Genomic DNA, 19,610 nt, shown 5'->3' with positions numbered 1-19,610 from the left:
GGCTTTTTGGTACATATAGGGTCAAGCAAGTACAGTCGAACCCATCAGGTATTTATCCACTTCACGCGCTGCTTCACGTCCCTCGTTGATAGCCCAGACAACCAGACTCTGTCCGCGGCGCATATCTCCGGCTGCGAATACTTTATCCACGTTCGTGTTGAATTTGCCATAACGGGCCTTCACATTGGTACGGCGGTCCGTATCCAGCTTAAGCTGCTCAATGATATCCTGCTCCGGTCCGTCGAAGCCAATCGCGATCAGCGCCAGCTGGGCCGGATAGACAGCCTCGGTGCCCGGAACCGGCTGGTAGATCTTCCGTCCTGTCTCGTCCACCGTCCGGCGGATCTGCACCGTGTGCAGCTCCTTGAGGTTGCCTTCTTCATCGCCGACGAACTTCGTCGTCATGATAGAGAATTCACGCGGGTCTTCACCGAAGACCGCTTTGGCTTCCTGCTGGGCATAATCCAGGGTGTAGACATTCGGGAACTGCGGCCAAGGGTTGGCAATCGGATCACGCGTAAGCGGCGCTTTGTCGTGAGTACCGAACTGGGTGATGCTGCTGCAGCCATGCCGCAGGGAAGTCGCTACACAGTCAGAGCCGGTGTCGCCCCCGCCCAGCACGATTACGTCCTTGCCTGCAGCGGATACGTAATTACCATCTTCCAGATTGGAATTCAGATAGCTCTTGATCGTGCCGTTCAGGTAATCCATGGCATACATAACCCCTTTGAGGTCATGGCCCTCCACGTTGAAGCGTCTTGCCTTGGTAGCACCGCCGCAGAGTACAACGGCATCATATTCGTCCACCAGCTGCTGAGCAGGAATGTCTTTACCAATCTCAGTGTTAACCACGAACTCGATACCTTCTGCAGCCAGCAGATCGACACGGCGCTGTACGACACGTTTGTCCAGCTTCATCGTCGGGATGCCGTACATCAAAAGTCCGCCGATCCGGTCACTGCGCTCAAAGACCGTTACCGTGTGACCCGCCTTGTTCAGTTGGGCTGCTGCGGCCAGTCCTGCCGGACCGGAGCCGACGATGGCGATCCGTTTGCCTGTACGCTTCTCCGGCGGACTCGGGACTACCCAGCCCTCTTCAAAGCCCTTGTCCACAATGGCCAGCTCGATCGTCTTAATCGTAACAGGCTGTCCAATCAGACCGACGGTACAGGAGCCCTCGCAGGGTGCAGGACAGATGCTGCCGGTGAATTCAGGGAAGTTATTGGTCTTGTGCAGGCGCTCCAGCGCTTCCTTCCACAAGCCACGGTAGACCAGGTTATTCCACTCCGGAATCAGGTTATGCACGGGACAGCCTGAAGTACCGCCGCTCATATCCATGCCGGTGTGGCAATACGGTGTGCCGCAATCCATACAACGGGCACCCTGGGTCCGAAGCTCGTCCTCGGTCAGATGCTCGTGGAATTCTTCCCAATCCTTCACGCGCTGCTCGGGATCGCGGTCCCCTGGGAGCTGGCGCTTATACTCCATAAATCCAGTAGGTGTAGACATATATACGTTTCCCCCATCCGTTCTCTTCGTGTTGATGTATAGTACACCATTTCTAATTTTAATTATATTAGCATTCAATACTTTCGCACTGTAATGGACTAATCTGCTGATTATTTGTACTATTTCACATCTTGTGTCAGAGAAAACGCTTCATTGTCACTCCTTGCGGTCGTACACCATAAAACGATAATCATACGGATTCTGCTCATTCTTGAGTCCCGGTGTGTTGGAAACTTCCTTCCACTGGCTCCAGTCTACCTCAGGGAATCTCGTATCGCCTTCAATCTCCGCCTCTATCCGTGTAACACGCAGCTTGTCGGCATACGGCAGCATCAGGCTATAGATCTCGGCTCCGCCGATCACCATCAGCTCATCCTCTTTGCGCCCCTCAGCGAGCGCCTCAGCCAGCGAATGGATGACCTCAGCCCCTTCGGGTGCGAAGCTCCGGTCACGGGTCAGGATGAGGCTGGTACGGCCCTTCAGCGGCTTGCTGCCGAGCGACTCCCAGGTTTTGCGGCCCATCAGCATCCGCTTGCCGAGTGTCTCAGCTTTGAAATAAGCGAAATCCAGCGGCAAATGCCAGGGCATGTCATTATTTTTGCCAATTACGCCATTCGAGGCCATCGCCCATATCATGGTAATACTCATATAGCAACCGGCGCCTTGATTCCCGGATGATAGACATAGTCGGTAAATTCAAAATCCTCATAAGTATAATCAAAAATACTGTCCGGTACTCTGCGGATGTTAAGCTTCGGCAGCGCATAAGGCTCCCGTGTAAGCTGTGTAGCCACTTGTTCCATATGATTTGTATATATATGCACATCTCCGCCGGACCAGATGAAGTCTCCGACCTCAAGCCCCGTCTGCTGCGCCACCATATGCGTTAGCAGCGCGTAGCTGGCAATGTTAAACGGAAGCCCCAGGAACGTATCCACCGAACGCATCGTAAGCATGCAGGAGAGCTTGCCGCCCGCTACATAGAACTGAAACACGAAATGGCAGGGCGGTAGCTTCATCTGCTCGATCTCGCCTACATTCCACGCACTAACGATATGACGCCGTGAATCGGGATTATGCTTAATTGACTCAATCACATTCGCAATCTGATCGATATGCTGTCCATCCTTACTCTCCCACGCCCGCCACTGCGAACCGTATACTGGTCCCAGCTCCCCGTTCTCATCGGCCCATTCATCCCAGATCGAGACGCCATTCTCCTTCAGATACGTTGTATTGGTATCCCCTTTGAGGAACCAGAGAAGCTCATGTACCACCGATTTCAAATGAATGCGCTTGGTGGTCATCAGCGGGAAGCCCTTCGACAGATCGAAGCGGAGCTGACGCCCAAAGACGGACACTGTACCTGTACCTGTCCGGTCGCTCTTAGCTGTACCGTTGTCGAGAATATCCTGTAATAAATCCAAGTAATTACGCAAGCCGTATCACACCCCACTCTCTTTTTCTTCTATCAGTTTACCATGAGCAGACGGTCGTTGTAACTTCCCTAACGATAAAAATACGCAAAAAAACATACATTTCTCTGCCTGAATTGGGCTGACTGCCAGCTATTTCCGAACGTTCAGGACAGTGGCCTCAGTCAAAAGAGGATGTTCCCTGACCATCTGCATGGCTTCGGGAACATCCTCTTATATTCTTACCGCATAAGCTTAAGCGGTTATTATTTCATTACGTGGATTGGGTGGCCTTCTACCAGCTCAGCCGCTTCCATAACGATCTCGCCAAGGGTTGGATGCGCATGGATGGTCAGTGCGATATCTTCAAGCGTTGCGCCCATTTCAATCGCCAGACCCAGCTCAGCGATCAGGTTGGAAGCTTCGATACCGACGATTTGTGCGCCAAGCACCTGATTGTTGTCGCTCTTCGCTACAATCTTGATGAAGCCTTCAGGAGCATTCAGGGACACGGCACGGCCGTTGCCTGCGAACGGGAACTTGCCGGCTTTCACCGCATAGCCCTTATCCTTAGCTTCCTTCTCGGTCAGACCTACGCTGGAGCATTCAGGATCTGTGAAGACTACAGCCGGCATTACCTTGTAATCCACAACCGATTTGTGTCCGGCAATGGCTTCCGCAGCAATCTTACCTTCGTAAGAAGCTTTGTGCGCCAGGGCAAGACCCGGAACGATATCGCCGATTGCGAAAATGTTAGGAATGTTAGTCCGTCCCTGATGGTCTACCTTCACCAGACCGCGGTCATCCAGCTCAACGCCGATCAGATCCAGGCCCAGCTCGCCATCAGTATTCGGACGGCGTCCTACGGTTACCAGCAGGTATTCAGCAGTCACTTCTTTGGACTCTCCGCCTACGGAGTACTTCACAGTAACTTCCTTGTCGTTCTGAACCGCAGATTCGGCTTTGGCGTTAGTTACAATTTCAATGCCAGTCTTAGCCATATTCTTAGCAACCAGACGGGTCATGTCTTTGTCGAAGCCAGGCAGAACAGTATCCAGCCCTTCAATGATGGTAACCTTGGTGCCGAATTTGGAATACATCTGACCCAGCTCCGCACCAATGTAGCCGCCGCCGATAACGATCATGCTCTTAGGAATTTCAGGCAGATCCAGCGCTTCCGTGGAGGACAGGATGCGTCCGCCGAACGGGAATGGCTTCAGTTCAATCGGACGGGAGCCCGTTGCAATAATGCAGTTATTGAACTTGTAACGCGGGGATTCATGATCATTGAACAGACGGGCTTCGTTTGTGCTGATGAACATAGCTTCTCCGCTGAATACTTCGATCTTGTTGCCTTTCATCAGGCTGGTAACGCCGGAAGTCATTTTCTTGACTACGCCGTTCTTGAAGGCCTGAGTCTTAGACCAGTCCACCTTAACGTTCTCGGCAGTAACACCGAATACTTCACCGTGCTGGGCAGCCTCGAATTGATGAGCGGCCGAGATCAGGGCCTTGGAAGGAATACAGCCGCGGTTCAAGCACACGCCGCCGAGTTCCGATTTATCTACAATGATGACCTTCTGGCCGAGCTGGGCGGCACGAATTGCCGCCACATACCCGCCGGGACCTGCACCAATTACCAATGTGTCGATTTCGATTGAAGCGTCTCCGACTACCATTAATTACACCTCCATAACTAACATATCAGGATTTGCAAGCAGGGTCTTAATGTAATTCATGAAATTCTGTGCTGTTGCGCCGTCAATAATCCGGTGGTCAAAGCTCAGGGACAGAGCCATTACAGGTGCTGCAACGATTTCGCCGTTCTTCACAACAGGCTTCTCAGTGATACGTCCGGTTCCAAGAATAGCAACTTCAGGGAAGTTAATGATCGGAGTGAAGAACATACCGCCGGCAGAGCCGATATTGCTGATCGAGATCGTGCTGCCCTTCATTTCATTCGGAGCGAGCTTGCCGTCGCGTCCACGTACAGCCAGATCTGTAATCGCGCTTGCGATCATCCAGATACTCTTGCGGTCAGCGTCCTTGATGACAGGAACGATCAGACCGTTGTCTGTATCTGTAGCAATACCGATGTTGTAGTATTTCTTGTAGACAATTTCATTCGTAGCTTCGTCAATCATTGCATTAAGCGCAGGGAACTGACGGGAAGCGGCAACGAGTGCCTTCACGATGAACGGAAGGTAAGTAACCTTCACGCCCTTCTTCTCAGCTACAGGCTTCATGCGGGCACGGAAGGCTACAAGCTCCGTAACATCCACTTCGTCCATGATAGTAACATGCGGTGCAGTGTAAGCTGATTTAACCATAGCATTGGCAATCGCTTTACGGATACCCTTGAATGGTACGCGTTCTTCTTCCAGGCTTGCATTGCCGGAAGCGGAAGCTGCCGGTGCTGCCACCTTAGCTTTTGGCGCTTCTGCTGCTGCTGGGGCAGATGCTGCAGGAGCCGCTGCTGCTGGAGCTGCAGAGCCGCCCTTCAGGAAGGCTTCCACATCTTCAAGTGTGATCTTACCGTTCTTGCCGGAGCCGTTCACCTTGGAGATATCTACGCTCTTGTCACGGGCATATTTGCGCACGCTTGGTGTTGCCAGCACTTCACGGTCAGGGGCTGGTGCTGCTGCCGCCGCCACTGCCGGTGCAGTACCTTGGGAAGGTGCTGCTGCCTGGGCACCGGATGCTTCAGCGTGGCCGCCCTCCTGCTGAGGAACATCACCTTCTGCAGCAATGATTGCCACAACTTCACCTACACGGCAGATCTGGCCATCTTTGGTGAACACTTCGACTACAGTACCGTTGACTGGAGAAGGAACTTCCACCACCGCTTTATCATTCTGAACTTCCATAATGATATCGTCGTCGGTGATTTTGTCTCCAACCTTAATGTGCATCTTGATGATTTCCCCTTCATGCAGGCCTTCGCCCAGTTCAGGGAACTTATATTCAAAGTTCGTAGCTCCGCCGGTTGCAGAGCTGCTGGTTGCAGGAGAAGAGGTTGTATCTGCTCCGCCTTTGGCTGCATCTGCTTCCTGGGAAGCCTGTTCTGCCGGATGGCCGCCTTCCTGCTCAGGAACGTCGCCTTCTGCATCAATGATAGCTACAACTTCGCCTACACGGCAAACTTGACCATCCTTGGTGAAGACTTCAAGCACTGTGCCGTTGACCGGACAAGGCACCTCTACTACCGCCTTGTCGTTCTGAACTTCCATTACGATATCGTCATCGGTTACTTTGTCGCCGGCTTTGATATGCATTTTGATAATTTCGCCTTCATGCAGACCTTCGCCCAGCTCAGGGAACCGGTACTCAAATTTTGCCACCTTGATAACCTCCTATAAATTATGTTGAGTTATTCCAACAGTCCTGTTTGATAGAAGACAGAAACGGCTGCCGCCCTTTATACAAGGACGGCAAGGTCGTTACTTCCTAGAATTCCATGACTTTCTTAACTGCCGTGATGACACGTGCAGGGGTAGGAATCCAAGTATCTTCGATTTGAGCAAACGGGAAAATTGTATCTGGACCTGCTACACGAAGCACAGGGGCTTCCAGGTGCAGCAGAGCTTTTTCGTTAATCTGGGCAATAACCTCAGCGGCTACGCCGGAGCTCTTCTGAGCTTCTTGTACAACAATCGCACGGTTAGTCTTCTTGATGGAAGCCACAATGGTGTCGATATCAATCGGGCTAACGGTACGAAGGTCGATAATTTCGACTTTGATGCCTTCTTTCTCGAGCTGGTCGGCCGCTTTGGTCGCTGTATGTACCATTAGACCGTAGGTAATGATAGATACATCCGTACCTTCGCGAACTACATTCGCTTTGCCGAGTTCAACGGTATACTCACCTTCAGGCACCTCTGCACGGAAAGCATGGTACAGGTTCAAGTGCTCCATGAAGAATACAGGGTCATTGTCGCGGATCGAAGCGATCAGCAGCCCCTTCGCATCGTATGGATTAGAAGGAATAACTACCTTGATACCAGGACTCTGGGCAATCAGGCCTTCCAGGGAATCGGTATGCAGCTCGGCTGCCTTAACGCCGCCGCCGAACGGAGTGCGGAAGACTGCAGGAGCATTGTACTTGCCCCCGGAACGCCAGCGCAGGCGTGCTGCCTGAATAACGATCTGATCCAGAGCTTCGAAGATGAAGCCTACGAACTGGATCTCAGCGATCGGACGGAAGCCCTGTACGCCGAGACCGAAAGCCAAACCGCCAATAGCGGACTCTGCCAGCGGTGTATCGAAAACGCGCTCCTCGCCAAATTCCTTCTGCAGCCCTTCCGTTACACGGAACACGCCGCCTACATTACCAACGTCTTCTCCGAAGATAAGAACATTGGGGTCACGAGTTAGTTCAACGCGCATTGCGTCACGAATTGCTTCTTTCATATTCATCTGTGCCATTGCGTGATATCCCCCTTATTCAAAATCGGCTTTTTGTTCTTCAAGATGTTTCGGAGTTACCTCGAACATGCTGTCGATCAAGCCGGGAATGGTCATTTTTTCGGTCTGTTCTGCTTTCTTAATCTGCTCGTTCACAGTTGCTTTCGCTTCTTCTCTTACGCGCAGAGTGTCCTCTTCTGTCCAGAGGCCTTTCTTCTCCAGGTACTTGGCGAGACGGGCAATCGGATCTTTCTCATTCCATTGACCTTCTTCTTCCTTCGTACGGTACTTACTGGCATCATCGGAGAGGGAATGCGGACGGAAACGGTAGGTTACCGCTTCGATCAGTGTGGCGCCTTCGCCTTTGCGGGCACGTTCAGCAGCCTGCTGTACAGCAGAGATTACTGCAAAGACGTCCATACCGTCGATCTTGATTCCGGGAATCCCTGCGGCAACCGCCTTGTGGGCGATGGATTTCGCTGCTGTCTGCTTCGAGAACGGAGTGGTGATGGCATAGCCGTTGTTCTGAACGAAGAAGATCACCGGCAGCTTATATACTCCTGCATAGTTAAGGCCTTCGTAGAAGTCGCCTTCAGACGAACCGCCGTCACCGGTATATGTGATTGCAACGTTCTGCTGTTTCTTCAATTTGAAGCCCATAGCAATACCGGTAGCATGAAGGATCTGTGCTCCGATAATGATCTGCGGCATCAGTACATTCACGCCATCAGGAATCTGTCCGCCATGCTGATGTCCGCGGGAATACAGGAAAGCCTGATATAATGGAAGGCCATGCCATACGAGCTGTGGAATATCACGGTAGCCCGGGCAGACGAAATCTTCCTTCTGCAAAGCGTACTCGCTGCCGATCATTGTAGCTTCCTGTCCGGATACCGGTGCATAGAAGCCGAGACGGCCTTGACGGCCCAGGTTGACAGCACGGTCATCCCAGGTACGGGTAAATACCATACGGTACATAATTTCTTTCAATTGATCATCGGTAAGGTTAGGCATCATTTCCTTGTTGATAATTTCTCCATCCGGGGAAAGAACCGTAAGGGCTTCAACGTCCTCTGTATACACTTCATAAGGAACTCTAGTCATTATCTTCACCTCAATAAAAAAATTTGAATATCAGTGGTCTCTGTTATAGAATTATTATACACCTGTTGTATCTGTTTCGTCAAAGAAATACGCATAAAATTTATGTTTCCATAAATTTTGTATGTATAACAGGCGTTTAAATATCCTATAACAGATTGAAGGATATTTATCAAGTAAATGATATATCCCACATTTGCCGCTTGGCTAATTTTAACGCAACACTAAGTCTTAAGCAAAATCCGACATGAAAGGTGACGATTTGACAATGAGCGAACCTGTTTTTCTGAAACGTACAATTGTAAAACAAACACTGTGGAGCGAACACCTGCAGGAAGAGCGCAAGCTGCGTATCTATCTTCCCCCCGGATATAATGAAGTACTCAGCTATCCCGTCGTCTACTGCCAGGACGGTGAAGAATTCTTCAACTTCGGCCGGATTGCCACCTTGGCTGGTCAGCTGATTTTGGAGCAGGATGTGGAACCCTTCATTATAGTGGGCGTCGAAGTGAACGTGGCAGTCCGCACCGCTGAATACGCTCCGTTCGGCAGCCGCTTCAAGCAGTACCTTGCATGCTTCGCCGAAGAGATTATTCCCTTCATTGAACATAATTATCCTGTCCGGCGCACACCGGAGGAGCGGATCGTAGCCGGTGATTCCCTGGGCGGAAGTGTCTCCCTCCACCTGGCGCTGGCGTATCCGGGATTATTCAGCCGTGTGCTCAGCCTCTCCGGCGCCTACTATCCCGAGACCCGCGAGCTGCTATCTCAAGAGGAGGATCTCTCCTGGCTTCAGATCAATATGGTTGTAGGGCTTCAAGAGCGCGACTACAAGACCGATACCGGCGTCTATGATTTCGTGGAGATGAACCGGGAGACCAAGGCCATGCTTGAAGCCAAGGGAGCCACGGTGTCCTACCGCGAGAAGGACGGCCAGCATCTTTGGGGTTTTTGGCAAAAAGAGCTCCCGGAATCATTACTCTATTTCTTCAGCTCCTGAAACAGCAAATAGAACCCCAAAAGTGAACATCTTACGAACTTATGTATGCAGCACGACTGACTGCGCTTTCATCACGAATCGGCCATACGGTGCCGTTCCTTAAATTATAAGGACGGCAACCGGTCCGGCTGTAGCACTATGCCTGCTGTATCTTCTCCTGAATAATCCGTTCCAGCAGCACATCACAACCGGCGTTGATTAAATCATAGACCTGCTCGAAATTACCGGTGAAATACGGGTCAGGCACTTCACGCAGCTCCTCATCCGGCAACAGATCCATGAAGAACAACAGCTTGGACTGCTCACCGCCAGGAATTTTGCGCACATTCTCCCCGTTGGACTTGTCCATGCAGATGATATATTCGAATCTCTCGAAATCCTCACTGGCTACCAGCCTTGCTCTCATATACTCATAGCTGATGCCATGCAGATCAAGGATACGCCTTGTCCCTTCATGCGGCGCTTTCCCGATATGCCAGTCTCCCGTTCCTGCAGAATCCACTGTAATCTGATCCGCAAGCTGACGCTGTTCAATCTTGCTGCGCAGCACAGCTTCTGCCATCGGCGAACGGCAAATATTCCCCAGACATACAAACAACACGTTAACGATCCCTCTCACCTCCTGCGCTCAAGCATTCCTTATCATCCGTAATGGATGGGTGCGGTCAGACGCACTAACCCTATTTTAGCGTCAGCGCGGCAATTGTACAACTTTTGAAACTGCTATATACTGTTCAGGATGATGAACTTAATAGAACAACAAGGAGGGGGAGCTATTGCCATCCGGGCGTATTGTAATTGTTGCAGGCGGTGAACTGACCGCGGAATGCCTGCGCTTATTAGATGAAGAGGATTATATTATCGGTGCTGACCGGGGAGCGCTGTTCCTGATTGATCATGGCTTCACCCCCCAGCTTGCCGTTGGTGATTTCGATTCTGTCTCTCCTGAGGCACTGGAGCGGATTCAGGCGGGAAGCAAGAAGACTATAAGCTGTGATCCGGTCAACAAAGACCTTACCGACAGTGAAATGGCCCTGGATCTTGCCCTGAACCTCCAGCCGCAGTCTATTCTGATGATCGGGGTAACGGGTACGCGCATGGACCATACGCTGGCCAGCATTCAAATGATGACAAGAGCACTGCAACGGCAGGTAGCCTGCTCTATTATGGATGCGAACAACTACATTACGCTTACCGGCTCTCAGGCGGTTGTAGAGGAACGGGGGTATTCCTATGTCTCCTTGCTGCCTCTGACTCCCGAGGTAACGGGCATCACCCTTCAGGGCTTCCAATATCCTCTGGAGAACGCCACCCTCAAGTTAGGGCAATCCCTGGCCGTGAGCAATGTGCTGCTGGAGCAGAGCGGAACCGTTCATATTGAGAGCGGACTTCTGCTAATTATTCAGAGCAAGGACTGAATACATAGATTTTTGGAGACATCGCTGTAACCTTTGTTTCAAAATCGTAAAGCCGGGAATCTCCTTGTGCATCAAGGGTTTCCCGGCTTTTTTCGGCGAACTCACTACGCAAATATTAATATTTTGTAACTTTTAATGTGATTTTAATAAAACGCTTACATTGCATATCCCGCCTGCATTTAGCCCATCTCTTCCATAATTTAGGCCTGTCATAACCTGCTATACTACGAATCAGACGAACGAAACTACTAGAATTCATTACAACCTTGGAGGTATACAACATGAATAAGCAACAATGGTTCAAGCAAGCAATGACAATTGGTCTGTGCACAACAATCGGGTTCAGCGCCTTACTCGCAACCGGAGCAGGAACAGCCCCTGCTGCCGCTTCAGCTGTATCCGCTGATGCTGTATCTGCCGATTCTGTAAGTGCCGATTCTGTATCCGCATCTTCCACTGGCTCCAAAGTGGTCAGCTTCGGTAAAAAGTATCTGGGTACGCGTTACCAGTTCGGTGCCTCCACTTCAACTACACGTTATTTTGACTGCTCCTCCTTTACTCAATATATTTTCAAAAAATATGGTGTAGATCTGCCCCGTACGTCCGTTGCCCAATCTAAAGTGGGTAAATCGGTCAGCAAAGCCAATCTGCGTGTCGGCGATCTGGTGTTCTTCTCCAGCGGAAGCCGGGCCAACGGCAAGAACGTCACCCATGTGGCTGTATATGCCGGCAACGGCAAGATCCTGCACACTTACGGCTCACCCGGCGTGACCATTTCAGATCTGAATTCGGGTAACTGGAAAAAAACCTACTTGAAATCACGCCGCGTACTGTAACAGCCAGAAGACCTATTATAGCTTGTACCAAGAGAGTACATGTCTATTAGCCGGAGAGCTGCTTGCAGCGGCCGTCAGCTTGTGGCCCCGCTCTCCGGTGTCCGCAGTACATATCCGGTTCCACGCACCGTATGAATCAGTTTATTCCGGCGGCCTTTATCCACCTTCAGTCGCAGATGCCGGATGTACACATCCACCACATTGGTATCCGCTTGAAAATGATACCCCCATACCTGCTGCAATATTTCAGCACGGGGACAGACTTCACCCAGATTCTCTGCCAGATAATACAGCAGGTCGAATTCCTTGGGGGTCATCTTCAGCTCGGCTCCATCCCGGATGACCTGCCGGCGTCCGCGATCGAGGAGCAATCCGTCCACCTTAAGCAGCGAGGCCGCATCTCTACGGCGGCCTGTCAGCTTAAGTAGATTCAATATTCTGCGTTTGAACTCACCGGTATGTACAGGCTTCTCCATGTATTCGTTGCCTCCGGCATCGAATACGGAGACAGCCGCTTCCCCTTTCACTCCAGGCGCCCCTCCGGATATGACCATCACCGGCAGAATCATCCCCTCCTTCCGCGCCTCCGAGACAGCTTCCCAGCCCGCCCAGCCTCCGGGTTCCTCCAGCTCCGCGAGCAGAAGCACAGGCTCACCGCCTGAGAGCAATAAGCGAAGACTATCCAGGTCTTCGCTTATTGCTGTTCTTATACCAAGGCTATGGATGGCCTCCTCAAGCCCGATACGGCCGGCAGCCCTATCCTCTCTGTCTGCATCAGCTTCAAGGCTATCCGGGCGCGGACCGGGTTTATACCATGCTATCTTTTCATTCACCGGGATAGTCCCCCTGTACCAGTCTTGCACCGGCTGTGCCGCCGCAGATGATACCTAGAATTCCCGCAAAACAAAGAGACCATTCGGGGGAATGGTCTCTTTGCGGCACTAATCGTGTGCAACATATAATTTCTTATATTTGTACGAAATCGATCTCCTGGAATGCGGACACCTGGGTGTCCCAGCGCTCTGCGACAAAAGCCTGATGCGCCGGATGATTATTGTAGGCATCATAAGCCGCCTGATCGGCGAACTCCATCGAGAATCCGTACTGGTGCTCACACTTGGCGCTGACCTGACGCAGCACCTCGAAATTCTCCACCACCGGAATAGCGCTAAGAATCTCAGCACCATCCCGCAGGAAAGCTCTGGTCTCCTCCGAATCCGGGGCAGATTTGAGTGTAAATACGGCCATATGACGGATGGTTCCCTTGTTCATTACGTTTCTCCTCCATTATCCGAAATACCGGTGATAATAGCTGCGGGCGGCTGCGATATCACTGGTTCCATGTATTAAGGCTCTCCCGTCTGCGAACACAACCATCCGGTACGGCTCTTCTGTAAAAGAAACCAGATACGGATTGCTCTCCACCTTGCCGCTGCTGAGCCTGGACAGGCGGGCGGCCGTCTCCTCCAGATCAAGGCTTCTGCGGTGTGCCGGACGGATCTGCACCGTATCCCTGCCGCACAGCACGTCGCTGCGCTCTGTATTAGAGGCTGACAGATACGGATAGCTCCGTGATTCACCGCATGAGGGACAGTCCGTCTTTTTCGCCATCTGGACCCCAATCTCCTGCTGCTCATTACGCCAGATATCGAAGGTCAGCAGCTTGCCGCGCAGCTTGTCTTTGAATCCGCCGAGCAGCTTCAGCGCCTCAGCCGTTCCATTCGTAGTAACCATCTGCACCGCTTGCGGAAGAATGCCCGCCGTATCGCAGGTATCCCCGCCGAGCGGGATCGTGCCCAGCAGACAATTCAGACAAGGGGTTTCACCCGGCAGAATCGTATACGTAATGCCGTAACTTCCGACACAGGCTCCGTAGATCCAGGGGATGCCGTGCTTTTGAGCCAGGTCATTGATGATCAACCGGGTATCGAAGTTATCGGTCCCGTCCATAATCAGATCCACGCCGGGAAGCAGACTCTCCAGCTCCTCTGCACGTACATCGAGCACATGGGCCTCGATCACAATCTCCGAATTAACCGCCATCAGCCGGGTACGGGCTGCAGCCGCCTTGGGCGTCCGCACACGGGCGTCTTCTTCCGTATACAACTGCTGGCGCTGCAGGTTGCTCCATTCCACATAGTCACGGTCAACAAGGATAAGCCGCCCTACCCCACAGCGGGCCAATGTCTCGGCGATGCCTGTCCCCAGCGCCCCCATGCCAACGACCAGCACACAGGAACGTGCCAGCCCCTGTTGTCCTGTTGCGCCGAACGGCGCGAAGCGGACCTGTCTTGAATATCTGCCATCCCTGCCGGCCGAAGAAGCCGGAACCGGCGTGTTTTGATCAGGACCCATCTCTGAACAGCCCCCTATGTACGTAGGTTTTTGTTAAAAAACCGGGAAAAGCGCAGACCTCCACTTTTCCCGGACTCCATTAGTATTCGGTCTGCGCGGACCACTGCTCCACATTCCAGACCTTCGTCACCCAATCCTCGTAAAACTCCGGTTCATGGGACACCAGCAGAATCGTTCCCTTGTATTCCATAAGCGCCCGCTTAAGCTCAGCCTTGGCTACAATATCAAGGTGATTCGTAGGCTCATCGAACAGAATCCAGTTGCTCTCACGCATCATCAGCTTGCACAGGCGGACCTTAGCCTGCTCGCCGCCGCTCAGCATGTTCATCGGACGGGTGATATGCTCGTTTTTGAGACCGCAGCGGGCCAGATGGCCACGCACTTCATTCTGGGTCAGACCGGAGAATTCATTCCATACGTCTTCAATCGGCGTGATATTCTCCGCCTTCAGCTCCTGCTGGAAATAGGCTGAACTCAGATAATCACCAAGGTAGGTTTTTCCGCTGAACGTAGGGATGACACCCAGAATCGTTTTGAGCAGTGTCGATTTGCCGACCCCATTGTAGCCGACAATCGCAATCTTGTCACCGCGTTCTATGATCATATTCAGCTTACTTGGCAGCAGCGGACGGTCATACCCGATCTCGAAATCAACGCCCTCGAACACCGTCTTCCCGCTGGCCCGGCTCTCCTTGAACTGGAACGTAGGCTTCATCGCCTCTTCCGGCTTGTCAATCCGCTCCATCCGTCCAAGCTGCTTCTCCCGGCTCTTGGCCCGGCCTGAGGTGGAGGCACGCGCTTTGTTGCGCTGAATGAAGTCCTCCTGCTTTTTGATGAAATCCTGCTGCTTCTCGTACGCATCAATATGCTGGGCCTTGTTCATCCCCGCCATCTCCAGGAACTTCTCGTAATTGGCCGTATAGCGGGTCAGCTTCGAGAACTCCAGATGATAGATCACATCGACCACTTTGTTCATGAATTCCGTATCATGGGAGATCAGCATGAACGCATACGGATATTGCTTCAGATAATTCGTCAGCCAGTCAATATGCTCCACATCGAGATAGTTGGTAGGCTCATCGAGCAGCAGTACATTCGGTTTCTCCAGCAGCAGCTTTGCCAGCAGAACCTTGGTCCGCTGTCCCCCGCTCAGGGAAGTGACATCCCGGTCCAGACCGATCGCCGTCAGGCCCAGTCCGTTCGCCATCTCTTCAACCTTCACATCGATGAGGTAAAAATCGCCGATATCGAGCTGCTCCTGAATGTCACCCATCTGCTCAAGCAGCAGGTCCAGCTCCTCGGGAGTCGCCTCCCCCATTCTATCGGTAATCGCCAGCATCTCATGCTCCAGCTCCAGCAGCGGCAGGAAGGCATCTTTAAGCACATCGCGCACGGTTTTACCGGCGGTAAGCAGGGTATGCTGATCCAGATATCCGTAACGGACCCGCGGCGTCCATTCCACCTTACCGTTGTCCTTCAATAATTTGCCGGTCAAAATATTCATCAGCGTCGATTTGCCCACGCCGTTCGCACCCACGATTCCCACATGCTCTCCATCCAGCAGACGGAAGGACACATCCTTGAACAACACCCGGTCCCCGAAATTATGGGAAACGTCTTCTACACTAAGTAAACTCATAAATTCTCTGCAAGCTCCATTCTATATTGTAAATACCAAGAGGTTCAATAATTATAGATATCGCTCCATTCTAGCACACCTGCACCCTGCACTGAAATAGAAATAAAGCCCGATTTCTGAAAAACTGTCAAAAAGCTCTGAGCGTTCAGCTCTTTTTCTGAAACAATCTAATATTCTTTGCAGGAAAACGTGCACCCTTAAGCGGACCAATCAGCCCCCTAATGGCCTGAACCAGCTTCCCTTTACTCTGAAAAGGGTCCTGCTGAAGCGGCAGGCTGTATACGCTGGCAGGTTCAAGCAGGGAAGCCAGCAGCGCCACAGTATGCTCCCCGGCCAGCGGCAGACAGATCCGCCATTCCGGCCTGGGAATCAGACCTCTGCGGCGCAGCCAGTGCAGGGTATCCTCCAGCCGCCAATCCGCACCCGAGGCAATCAATAACGGGAATCTGCTGCCGGTGAACACCTCCAGCGCCCCCTCACCGCCGCCGGTTCCAAGATCCAGGACGATGTAAGTATAGGTTTGATCCGGCCCCTGCAGGAGTCCTTCCGAAGGGGCCAGTTTCCAGTAGTCTACCCCCATCCAGGTGAACGGCTGCTCCTGTGTCCCCTGAACACCGCTAGTTTCAGGGCTCCCCGCCATTTCCTTCATGCGGTTAAATACCTGCGAACCGGGATTACAATCTACCCATGCCGTCCGTCCTGCGGGCGACAGGCAGCGGCTGACAGCAAGCGAGGTATGTGTGGTCCCAATTCCAGGGGACACTCCTAATACTGCCACTACTACAGGCGATGGCTGCGATTGTAGGTCATCCGCAGCCTTGCGTATGTTCGTCCGCTCATGTCTTGCTTCCCCCGCACCACCAATCTCCAGCTGCTGGAGGACCATCCTTACCTCCTCAGCACTGCCATACCGTTCCTCCGGGTGATGCCGCAGCAGCCGCCGTATGACCGGAATCATCCGGTCCGGGAGCTGACCCTGCAGCTTCCGCTCCATCCCGGGCTGCCAGGCGCTGAACTCCCCGCGGGAAGCCATATACAGCAGCAGCGCGCCAAGCCCGTACAGGTCCGACACCGGACTACTCTGCCCGCCCCCATATTGCTCCGGGGCTGCGAACCCGGCTGTTCCTAGCTTCTCCGTATCCTCACCGGAGCCGTTTCTCAGCCTGCGCGCAATCCCGAAGTCAATGAGCCTCAGCTCATGCTCTCCAGTCAGCATGATATTAGAAGGCTTGAGATCCCGGTAGACGATCGGCGGCTCATGGCTGTGCAAATAATGCAGTACCTCCAGCAGTTGCCGGGCATAGCTGAGGATTCGCTCTCCCGTCATTGCAGCGGGATGCTCTGCCATATACTGATGCAGGGTGATGCCCTCGATATAATCCATCACCAGATAGGTGTAGCCGTCAGCGTCCGGCGGAAAGAAATCCGCAATCTGCGGGAGCAGCGGATGACGTAGCGAGATTAACAGCTCCGCTTCCGCCTGAATGGCGCCCGCACCATAACTCCCCTCCCGGATTACACTTTCTTTAATGGCCCGCAGCATGCCCGGCAGCCGCACATCCTCCGCCAGATATACCCGGCTCATTCCGCCTGTTCCTATCAGGCCGGTTACATAATAACGCCCTCCCAGAATCTGTCCGGGACTTAACTTTCCTGTGAATTCCATCTCTTCCCCGCCTGTTCATATAGAATGTTGTATAACGCAAAAAAAGCCCCCACTGCCCGCACCGGAACCGGCAAGAAGCCGGAGGTGCAGACTGCGGGATGCTTTCCCATAATCCTGCAAATATGAATTAATACTTAATCATATAAAGTGTAATCTCGTCCCGGTTGTGGAACAGCTGCTTCGCACGCTGGACCTGCATCCGCTGGCCTTCAAACATGGTGATGATCTCCTTGATCACCGCCATGGGCTTCTTGTGCATCAGCTTCACGGTAACAATCGCGCTGCCGCCCGGTGTCAGGCTATGCAGCAGCTCAGTGACCAGCTTCGCCATCAGCTTGGGGCTCCAGCTCATATCGCAGACCAGCAGGTCAAATTCGTTCTCACGGAATTTGACCTCTCCGGCATTTTTGCGCAGAATCTTGAGTGCCGGATTCTTACGTAAGGATTGGTGCATTAGCGCCGGATCAACAGCAGTAACCTTGAGACCGCGCTCCAGTAGGAACGAAGTCCAGCCGCCCGGAGAAGCGCCGATATCGACCGCATTCTTGAAGCTGTAGAACGGAATGGCGAATTCCTTCTCCGCCTCCATCAGCTTGAATTTGGCCCGTGAGATCTGTCCGTCCTCCTTGCGGAAGCGGATCATGCCGCCATTCCAGCTGGACAGGTTCGCCTCCGGCCGGGATACACCGGCATACAGCGCGTCACCGTCCGCATAGACGGAGATCACCCAAGCGGGCTCCTGCACGGTGAACTCGGCCCCGAGGCTGTCAAGCCTGGCTTGCAGCCATTCGCGCAGCTCACCCGGACTCTGCTCCCAGAAGGAGGACGAGCCTTTACGAACATGCAGCGACACCTTCTCGCCTTGCAGCTCCGAACGCCGGCTTAAGTATACCGCCAGCCGTTCCAGAGCCGGCAGATCGCCGGTGTCCTGGAAATCAACAGGCTGGATGTGGCGCAAGAAGACCGGCAGGTTCTGTGCCAGCCGCTGCACTACCTCCTCCGGCTCCGCCTCAAGCGTGGCCAGGAAGATTTCTCCCGGCAGCAGCAAGGTGCTTTTCACCGCTCCGAACAGGCGTCTAAGCTCCTCCTGTGCATAGGGGGCGAAGCCATGGTTCGCCGTGCAGATATATCTTGAAATGATCTTGTCTTCCGTAACATCGTTCAAATCGCTTTGCCTCCAGAACTTATTTTTATCCAGGGACGTCCATTATCCCATTCAACCTTGACCGGAAGATCATAGGTAGCCATCAGCATCTCCTGCGTCAGCACCTCTTCCTTGGGACCGGCTCCTGCCAGCTTCCCGTCACGGATCAGCGCCACGTGAGTGAAGAGCGGAACAATCTCCTCCACATGATGGGTGACATACACCACTCCAACGTTATGCTGCCGCAGCTTGTCGATCTCGGCAAGCATTTTCTCCCGTTCATATAAATCAAGACCGGCGCAAGGCTCGTCCATAATAAGCAGCTTAGGCTCTGCGATCAGGCAGCGGGCCAGCATAGCCTTCTTACGCTCCCCCTGGGATAACAAGCCGAACGGATGATACGCCAGTTCGCCGAGGTTCATCTCCTCCAGCAGCTTAAGCGACCGGTCCTTCACACTTTGCGGAATCTCCTGGTAGAAGCGTAAATACGCATAGGCACCAGTAGCTACAACCTCCCAGACCGGGTCGGTTAGCGAGAGCTTTTCCATCAGGGACGGGCCGATATAACCGATTCTCTTGCGCACCTCGCGCAGATCACATTGACCATACTTGTACCCCAGCACTTCAACAGAGCCCTTGCTGGGGAACAGGTAGCCGGTCATCATTTCCAGCAGGGTGGTTTTGCCGGAGCCGTTACGCCCGAGAATGACCCAGTTCTCCCCCTGCTTCATATCCAGCGATACATCGTCAAGAATCAGGCTCTCCTCCCTGCGCAGGGACAGATGTTGTAATGATATCATTATAATGTCACTCTCCTTATGTATGCCAGCACCCGTTCAACAGAGTGAATGGAATAGATGATGTCCGGTTCAGCGCTGCGGTCAGCAGATACGGCCAACAGAGCGGGCACACTTGAGATTTGATAGGTGTTCACCAGATCAGGGAGCCTATTGACATTCCCCTCAGCAATCAAAAGGCCAGGCGGAAGCAGATGCTCCGCCACCTCAATCATCCGCCGGGCTGCCTTACAGGTTCCGCATAGCGGGGTATGCAGAAACAGGACAAGCGGCTCGCCCTTCGTGGCCAGCAGCTCCAGCAGCTCCGGCTGATTCATTTCCTTCAT

Annotated in this window: 19 protein-coding genes; 3 read left to right on the top strand and 16 right to left on the bottom strand. The window is 52.9% G+C overall.

Annotated features, from left to right (window positions below; genetic code table 11):
* Positions 1 to 21: 21 nt before the first annotated feature.
* The 7 genes from MHH78_RS18440 to pdhA all read right to left on the bottom strand — a co-directional run bounded on the left by MHH78_RS18440 (position 22) and on the right by pdhA (position 8,432).
* Positions 22 to 1,509 carry a glutamate synthase subunit beta gene (locus MHH78_RS18440; RefSeq protein ID WP_341168349.1) on the bottom strand — a complete coding sequence of 496 codons (1,488 nt, stop codon included), beginning with the start codon at positions 1,507 to 1,509 and terminating at the stop codon, positions 22 to 24.
* 156 nt (positions 1,510 to 1,665) lie between these two features.
* Entirely contained in the window at positions 1,666 to 2,157 is a 492-nt protein-coding gene (locus MHH78_RS18435; RefSeq protein WP_076079329.1) for a dihydrofolate reductase, read from the bottom strand.
* Complete coding sequence (gene thyA, locus MHH78_RS18430; RefSeq protein ID WP_076079330.1) at positions 2,154 to 2,948, bottom strand: thymidylate synthase; 795 nt, start codon at positions 2,946 to 2,948, stop codon at positions 2,154 to 2,156. Before thyA ends, MHH78_RS18435 begins: the two co-directional genes overlap by 4 nt.
* A 242-nt stretch (positions 2,949 to 3,190) precedes the next feature.
* Positions 3,191 to 4,603: a dihydrolipoyl dehydrogenase gene (gene lpdA, locus MHH78_RS18425; protein WP_076079331.1), complete on the bottom strand. Its 1,413-nt coding sequence runs from the start codon at positions 4,601 to 4,603 to the stop codon at positions 3,191 to 3,193.
* A gap of 3 nt (positions 4,604 to 4,606) precedes the next feature.
* Positions 4,607 to 6,265 (bottom strand): 2-oxo acid dehydrogenase subunit E2, encoded by a 1,659-nt coding sequence (locus MHH78_RS18420; RefSeq protein ID WP_341168348.1) that lies wholly within the window; start codon positions 6,263 to 6,265, stop codon positions 4,607 to 4,609.
* Between the two features lie 106 nt (positions 6,266 to 6,371).
* The gene (locus MHH78_RS18415) at positions 6,372 to 7,349 is read right to left on the bottom strand and encodes an alpha-ketoacid dehydrogenase subunit beta (protein WP_341168347.1); all 978 of its coding nucleotides are present in this window, start codon (positions 7,347 to 7,349) and stop codon (positions 6,372 to 6,374) included.
* A 15-nt stretch (positions 7,350 to 7,364) separates the two neighbouring features.
* Positions 7,365 to 8,432 carry a pyruvate dehydrogenase (acetyl-transferring) E1 component subunit alpha gene (pdhA, locus tag MHH78_RS18410; protein ID WP_036726447.1) on the bottom strand — a complete coding sequence of 356 codons (1,068 nt, stop codon included), beginning with the start codon at positions 8,430 to 8,432 and terminating at the stop codon, positions 7,365 to 7,367.
* 265 nt (positions 8,433 to 8,697) lie between these two features.
* On the opposite strand from pdhA, the gene MHH78_RS18405 reads away from it, so the two are divergent.
* Positions 8,698 to 9,429 (top strand): alpha/beta hydrolase, encoded by a 732-nt coding sequence (locus MHH78_RS18405; protein WP_076079333.1) that lies wholly within the window; start codon positions 8,698 to 8,700, stop codon positions 9,427 to 9,429.
* A 136-nt stretch (positions 9,430 to 9,565) separates the two neighbouring features.
* On the opposite strand, the gene MHH78_RS18400 is transcribed toward MHH78_RS18405, so the two are convergent.
* Complete coding sequence (locus MHH78_RS18400) at positions 9,566 to 10,039, bottom strand: low molecular weight protein-tyrosine-phosphatase (protein WP_341170339.1); 474 nt, start codon at positions 10,037 to 10,039, stop codon at positions 9,566 to 9,568.
* 166 nt (positions 10,040 to 10,205) lie between these two features.
* Between MHH78_RS18400 and MHH78_RS18395 the strand changes: the two genes are divergently transcribed.
* Both MHH78_RS18395 and MHH78_RS18390 read left to right on the top strand, forming a co-directional pair.
* Positions 10,206 to 10,847 (top strand): thiamine diphosphokinase, encoded by a 642-nt coding sequence (locus MHH78_RS18395; protein ID WP_036726443.1) that lies wholly within the window; start codon positions 10,206 to 10,208, stop codon positions 10,845 to 10,847.
* Between the two features lie 281 nt (positions 10,848 to 11,128).
* Positions 11,129 to 11,683: a C40 family peptidase gene (locus MHH78_RS18390; protein WP_036726441.1), complete on the top strand. Its 555-nt coding sequence runs from the start codon at positions 11,129 to 11,131 to the stop codon at positions 11,681 to 11,683.
* 74 nt (positions 11,684 to 11,757) lie between these two features.
* Here MHH78_RS18390 and MHH78_RS18385 read toward each other — a convergent pair whose 3' ends face one another.
* The 8 genes from MHH78_RS18385 to MHH78_RS18350 form a co-directional block, all read right to left on the bottom strand.
* On the bottom strand, positions 11,758 to 12,516 hold the full coding sequence (locus MHH78_RS18385; protein WP_341168346.1) for a winged helix-turn-helix domain-containing protein: 759 nt from the start codon (positions 12,514 to 12,516) through the stop codon (positions 11,758 to 11,760).
* 133 nt (positions 12,517 to 12,649) lie between these two features.
* Entirely contained in the window at positions 12,650 to 12,955 is a 306-nt protein-coding gene (locus MHH78_RS18380; protein WP_341168345.1) for a Dabb family protein, read from the bottom strand.
* Positions 12,956 to 12,970: 15 nt separating this feature from the next.
* Positions 12,971 to 14,038: a ThiF family adenylyltransferase gene (locus MHH78_RS18375; protein WP_341168344.1), complete on the bottom strand. Its 1,068-nt coding sequence runs from the start codon at positions 14,036 to 14,038 to the stop codon at positions 12,971 to 12,973.
* Between the two features lie 79 nt (positions 14,039 to 14,117).
* A complete protein-coding gene (locus MHH78_RS18370) occupies positions 14,118 to 15,677 on the bottom strand; it encodes an ABC-F family ATP-binding cassette domain-containing protein (RefSeq protein WP_341168343.1) in 1,560 nt (519 codons plus the stop codon).
* 145 nt (positions 15,678 to 15,822) lie between these two features.
* Positions 15,823 to 17,343, bottom strand: a complete 1,521-nt coding sequence (locus MHH78_RS18365) for a serine/threonine protein kinase (protein WP_341168342.1) — start codon at positions 17,341 to 17,343, stop codon at positions 15,823 to 15,825.
* A gap of 127 nt (positions 17,344 to 17,470) precedes the next feature.
* Complete coding sequence (locus MHH78_RS18360; protein ID WP_341168341.1) at positions 17,471 to 18,508, bottom strand: SAM-dependent methyltransferase; 1,038 nt, start codon at positions 18,506 to 18,508, stop codon at positions 17,471 to 17,473.
* Positions 18,505 to 19,287, bottom strand: coding sequence for an ABC transporter ATP-binding protein (locus tag MHH78_RS18355; protein WP_341168340.1), 783 nt, complete (start codon positions 19,285 to 19,287; stop codon positions 18,505 to 18,507). Before MHH78_RS18355 ends, MHH78_RS18360 begins: the two co-directional genes overlap by 4 nt.
* Positions 19,287 to 19,610 (bottom strand): thioredoxin family protein, encoded by a 324-nt coding sequence (locus tag MHH78_RS18350; RefSeq protein WP_340993191.1) that lies wholly within the window; start codon positions 19,608 to 19,610, stop codon positions 19,287 to 19,289. The genes MHH78_RS18355 and MHH78_RS18350 overlap by 1 nt, the downstream gene beginning before the upstream one ends.

It is taken from the genome of Paenibacillus sp. FSL H3-0333, from assembly GCF_038002805.1.
Lineage (GTDB): Bacteria > Bacillota > Bacilli > Paenibacillales > Paenibacillaceae > Paenibacillus_AQ > Paenibacillus_AQ silagei.
The sequence above is the reverse complement of the archived record's forward strand: the minus strand, read 5'-3'. Positions and strand labels throughout refer to the sequence as shown.

Coding starts and splice junctions, on each gene's coding strand:
- MHH78_RS18440 (WP_341168349.1), bottom strand. CDS start 1,509: ATGTCTACACCTACTGGATTTATGGAGTATAAGCGCCAGCTCCCAGGG.
- MHH78_RS18435 (WP_076079329.1), bottom strand. CDS start 2,157: ATGAGTATTACCATGATATGGGCGATGGCCTCGAATGGCGTAATTGGC.
- lpdA (WP_076079331.1), bottom strand. CDS start 4,603: ATGGTAGTCGGAGACGCTTCAATCGAAATCGACACATTGGTAATTGGT.
- MHH78_RS18415 (WP_341168347.1), bottom strand. CDS start 7,349: ATGGCACAGATGAATATGAAAGAAGCAATTCGTGACGCAATGCGCGTT.
- pdhA (WP_036726447.1), bottom strand. CDS start 8,432: ATGACTAGAGTTCCTTATGAAGTGTATACAGAGGACGTTGAAGCCCTT.
- MHH78_RS18405 (WP_076079333.1), top strand. CDS start 8,698: ATGAGCGAACCTGTTTTTCTGAAACGTACAATTGTAAAACAAACACTG.
- MHH78_RS18390 (WP_036726441.1), top strand. CDS start 11,129: ATGAATAAGCAACAATGGTTCAAGCAAGCAATGACAATTGGTCTGTGC.
- MHH78_RS18380 (WP_341168345.1), bottom strand. CDS start 12,955: ATGAACAAGGGAACCATCCGTCATATGGCCGTATTTACACTCAAATCT.
- MHH78_RS18375 (WP_341168344.1), bottom strand. CDS start 14,038: ATGGGTCCTGATCAAAACACGCCGGTTCCGGCTTCTTCGGCCGGCAGG.
- MHH78_RS18370 (WP_341168343.1), bottom strand. CDS start 15,677: ATGAGTTTACTTAGTGTAGAAGACGTTTCCCATAATTTCGGGGACCGG.
- MHH78_RS18365 (WP_341168342.1), bottom strand. CDS start 17,343: ATGGAATTCACAGGAAAGTTAAGTCCCGGACAGATTCTGGGAGGGCGT.
- MHH78_RS18355 (WP_341168340.1), bottom strand. CDS start 19,287: ATGATATCATTACAACATCTGTCCCTGCGCAGGGAGGAGAGCCTGATT.
- MHH78_RS18350 (WP_340993191.1), bottom strand. CDS start 19,610: ATGAAGGAAATGAATCAGCCGGAGCTGCTGGAGCTGCTGGCCACGAAG.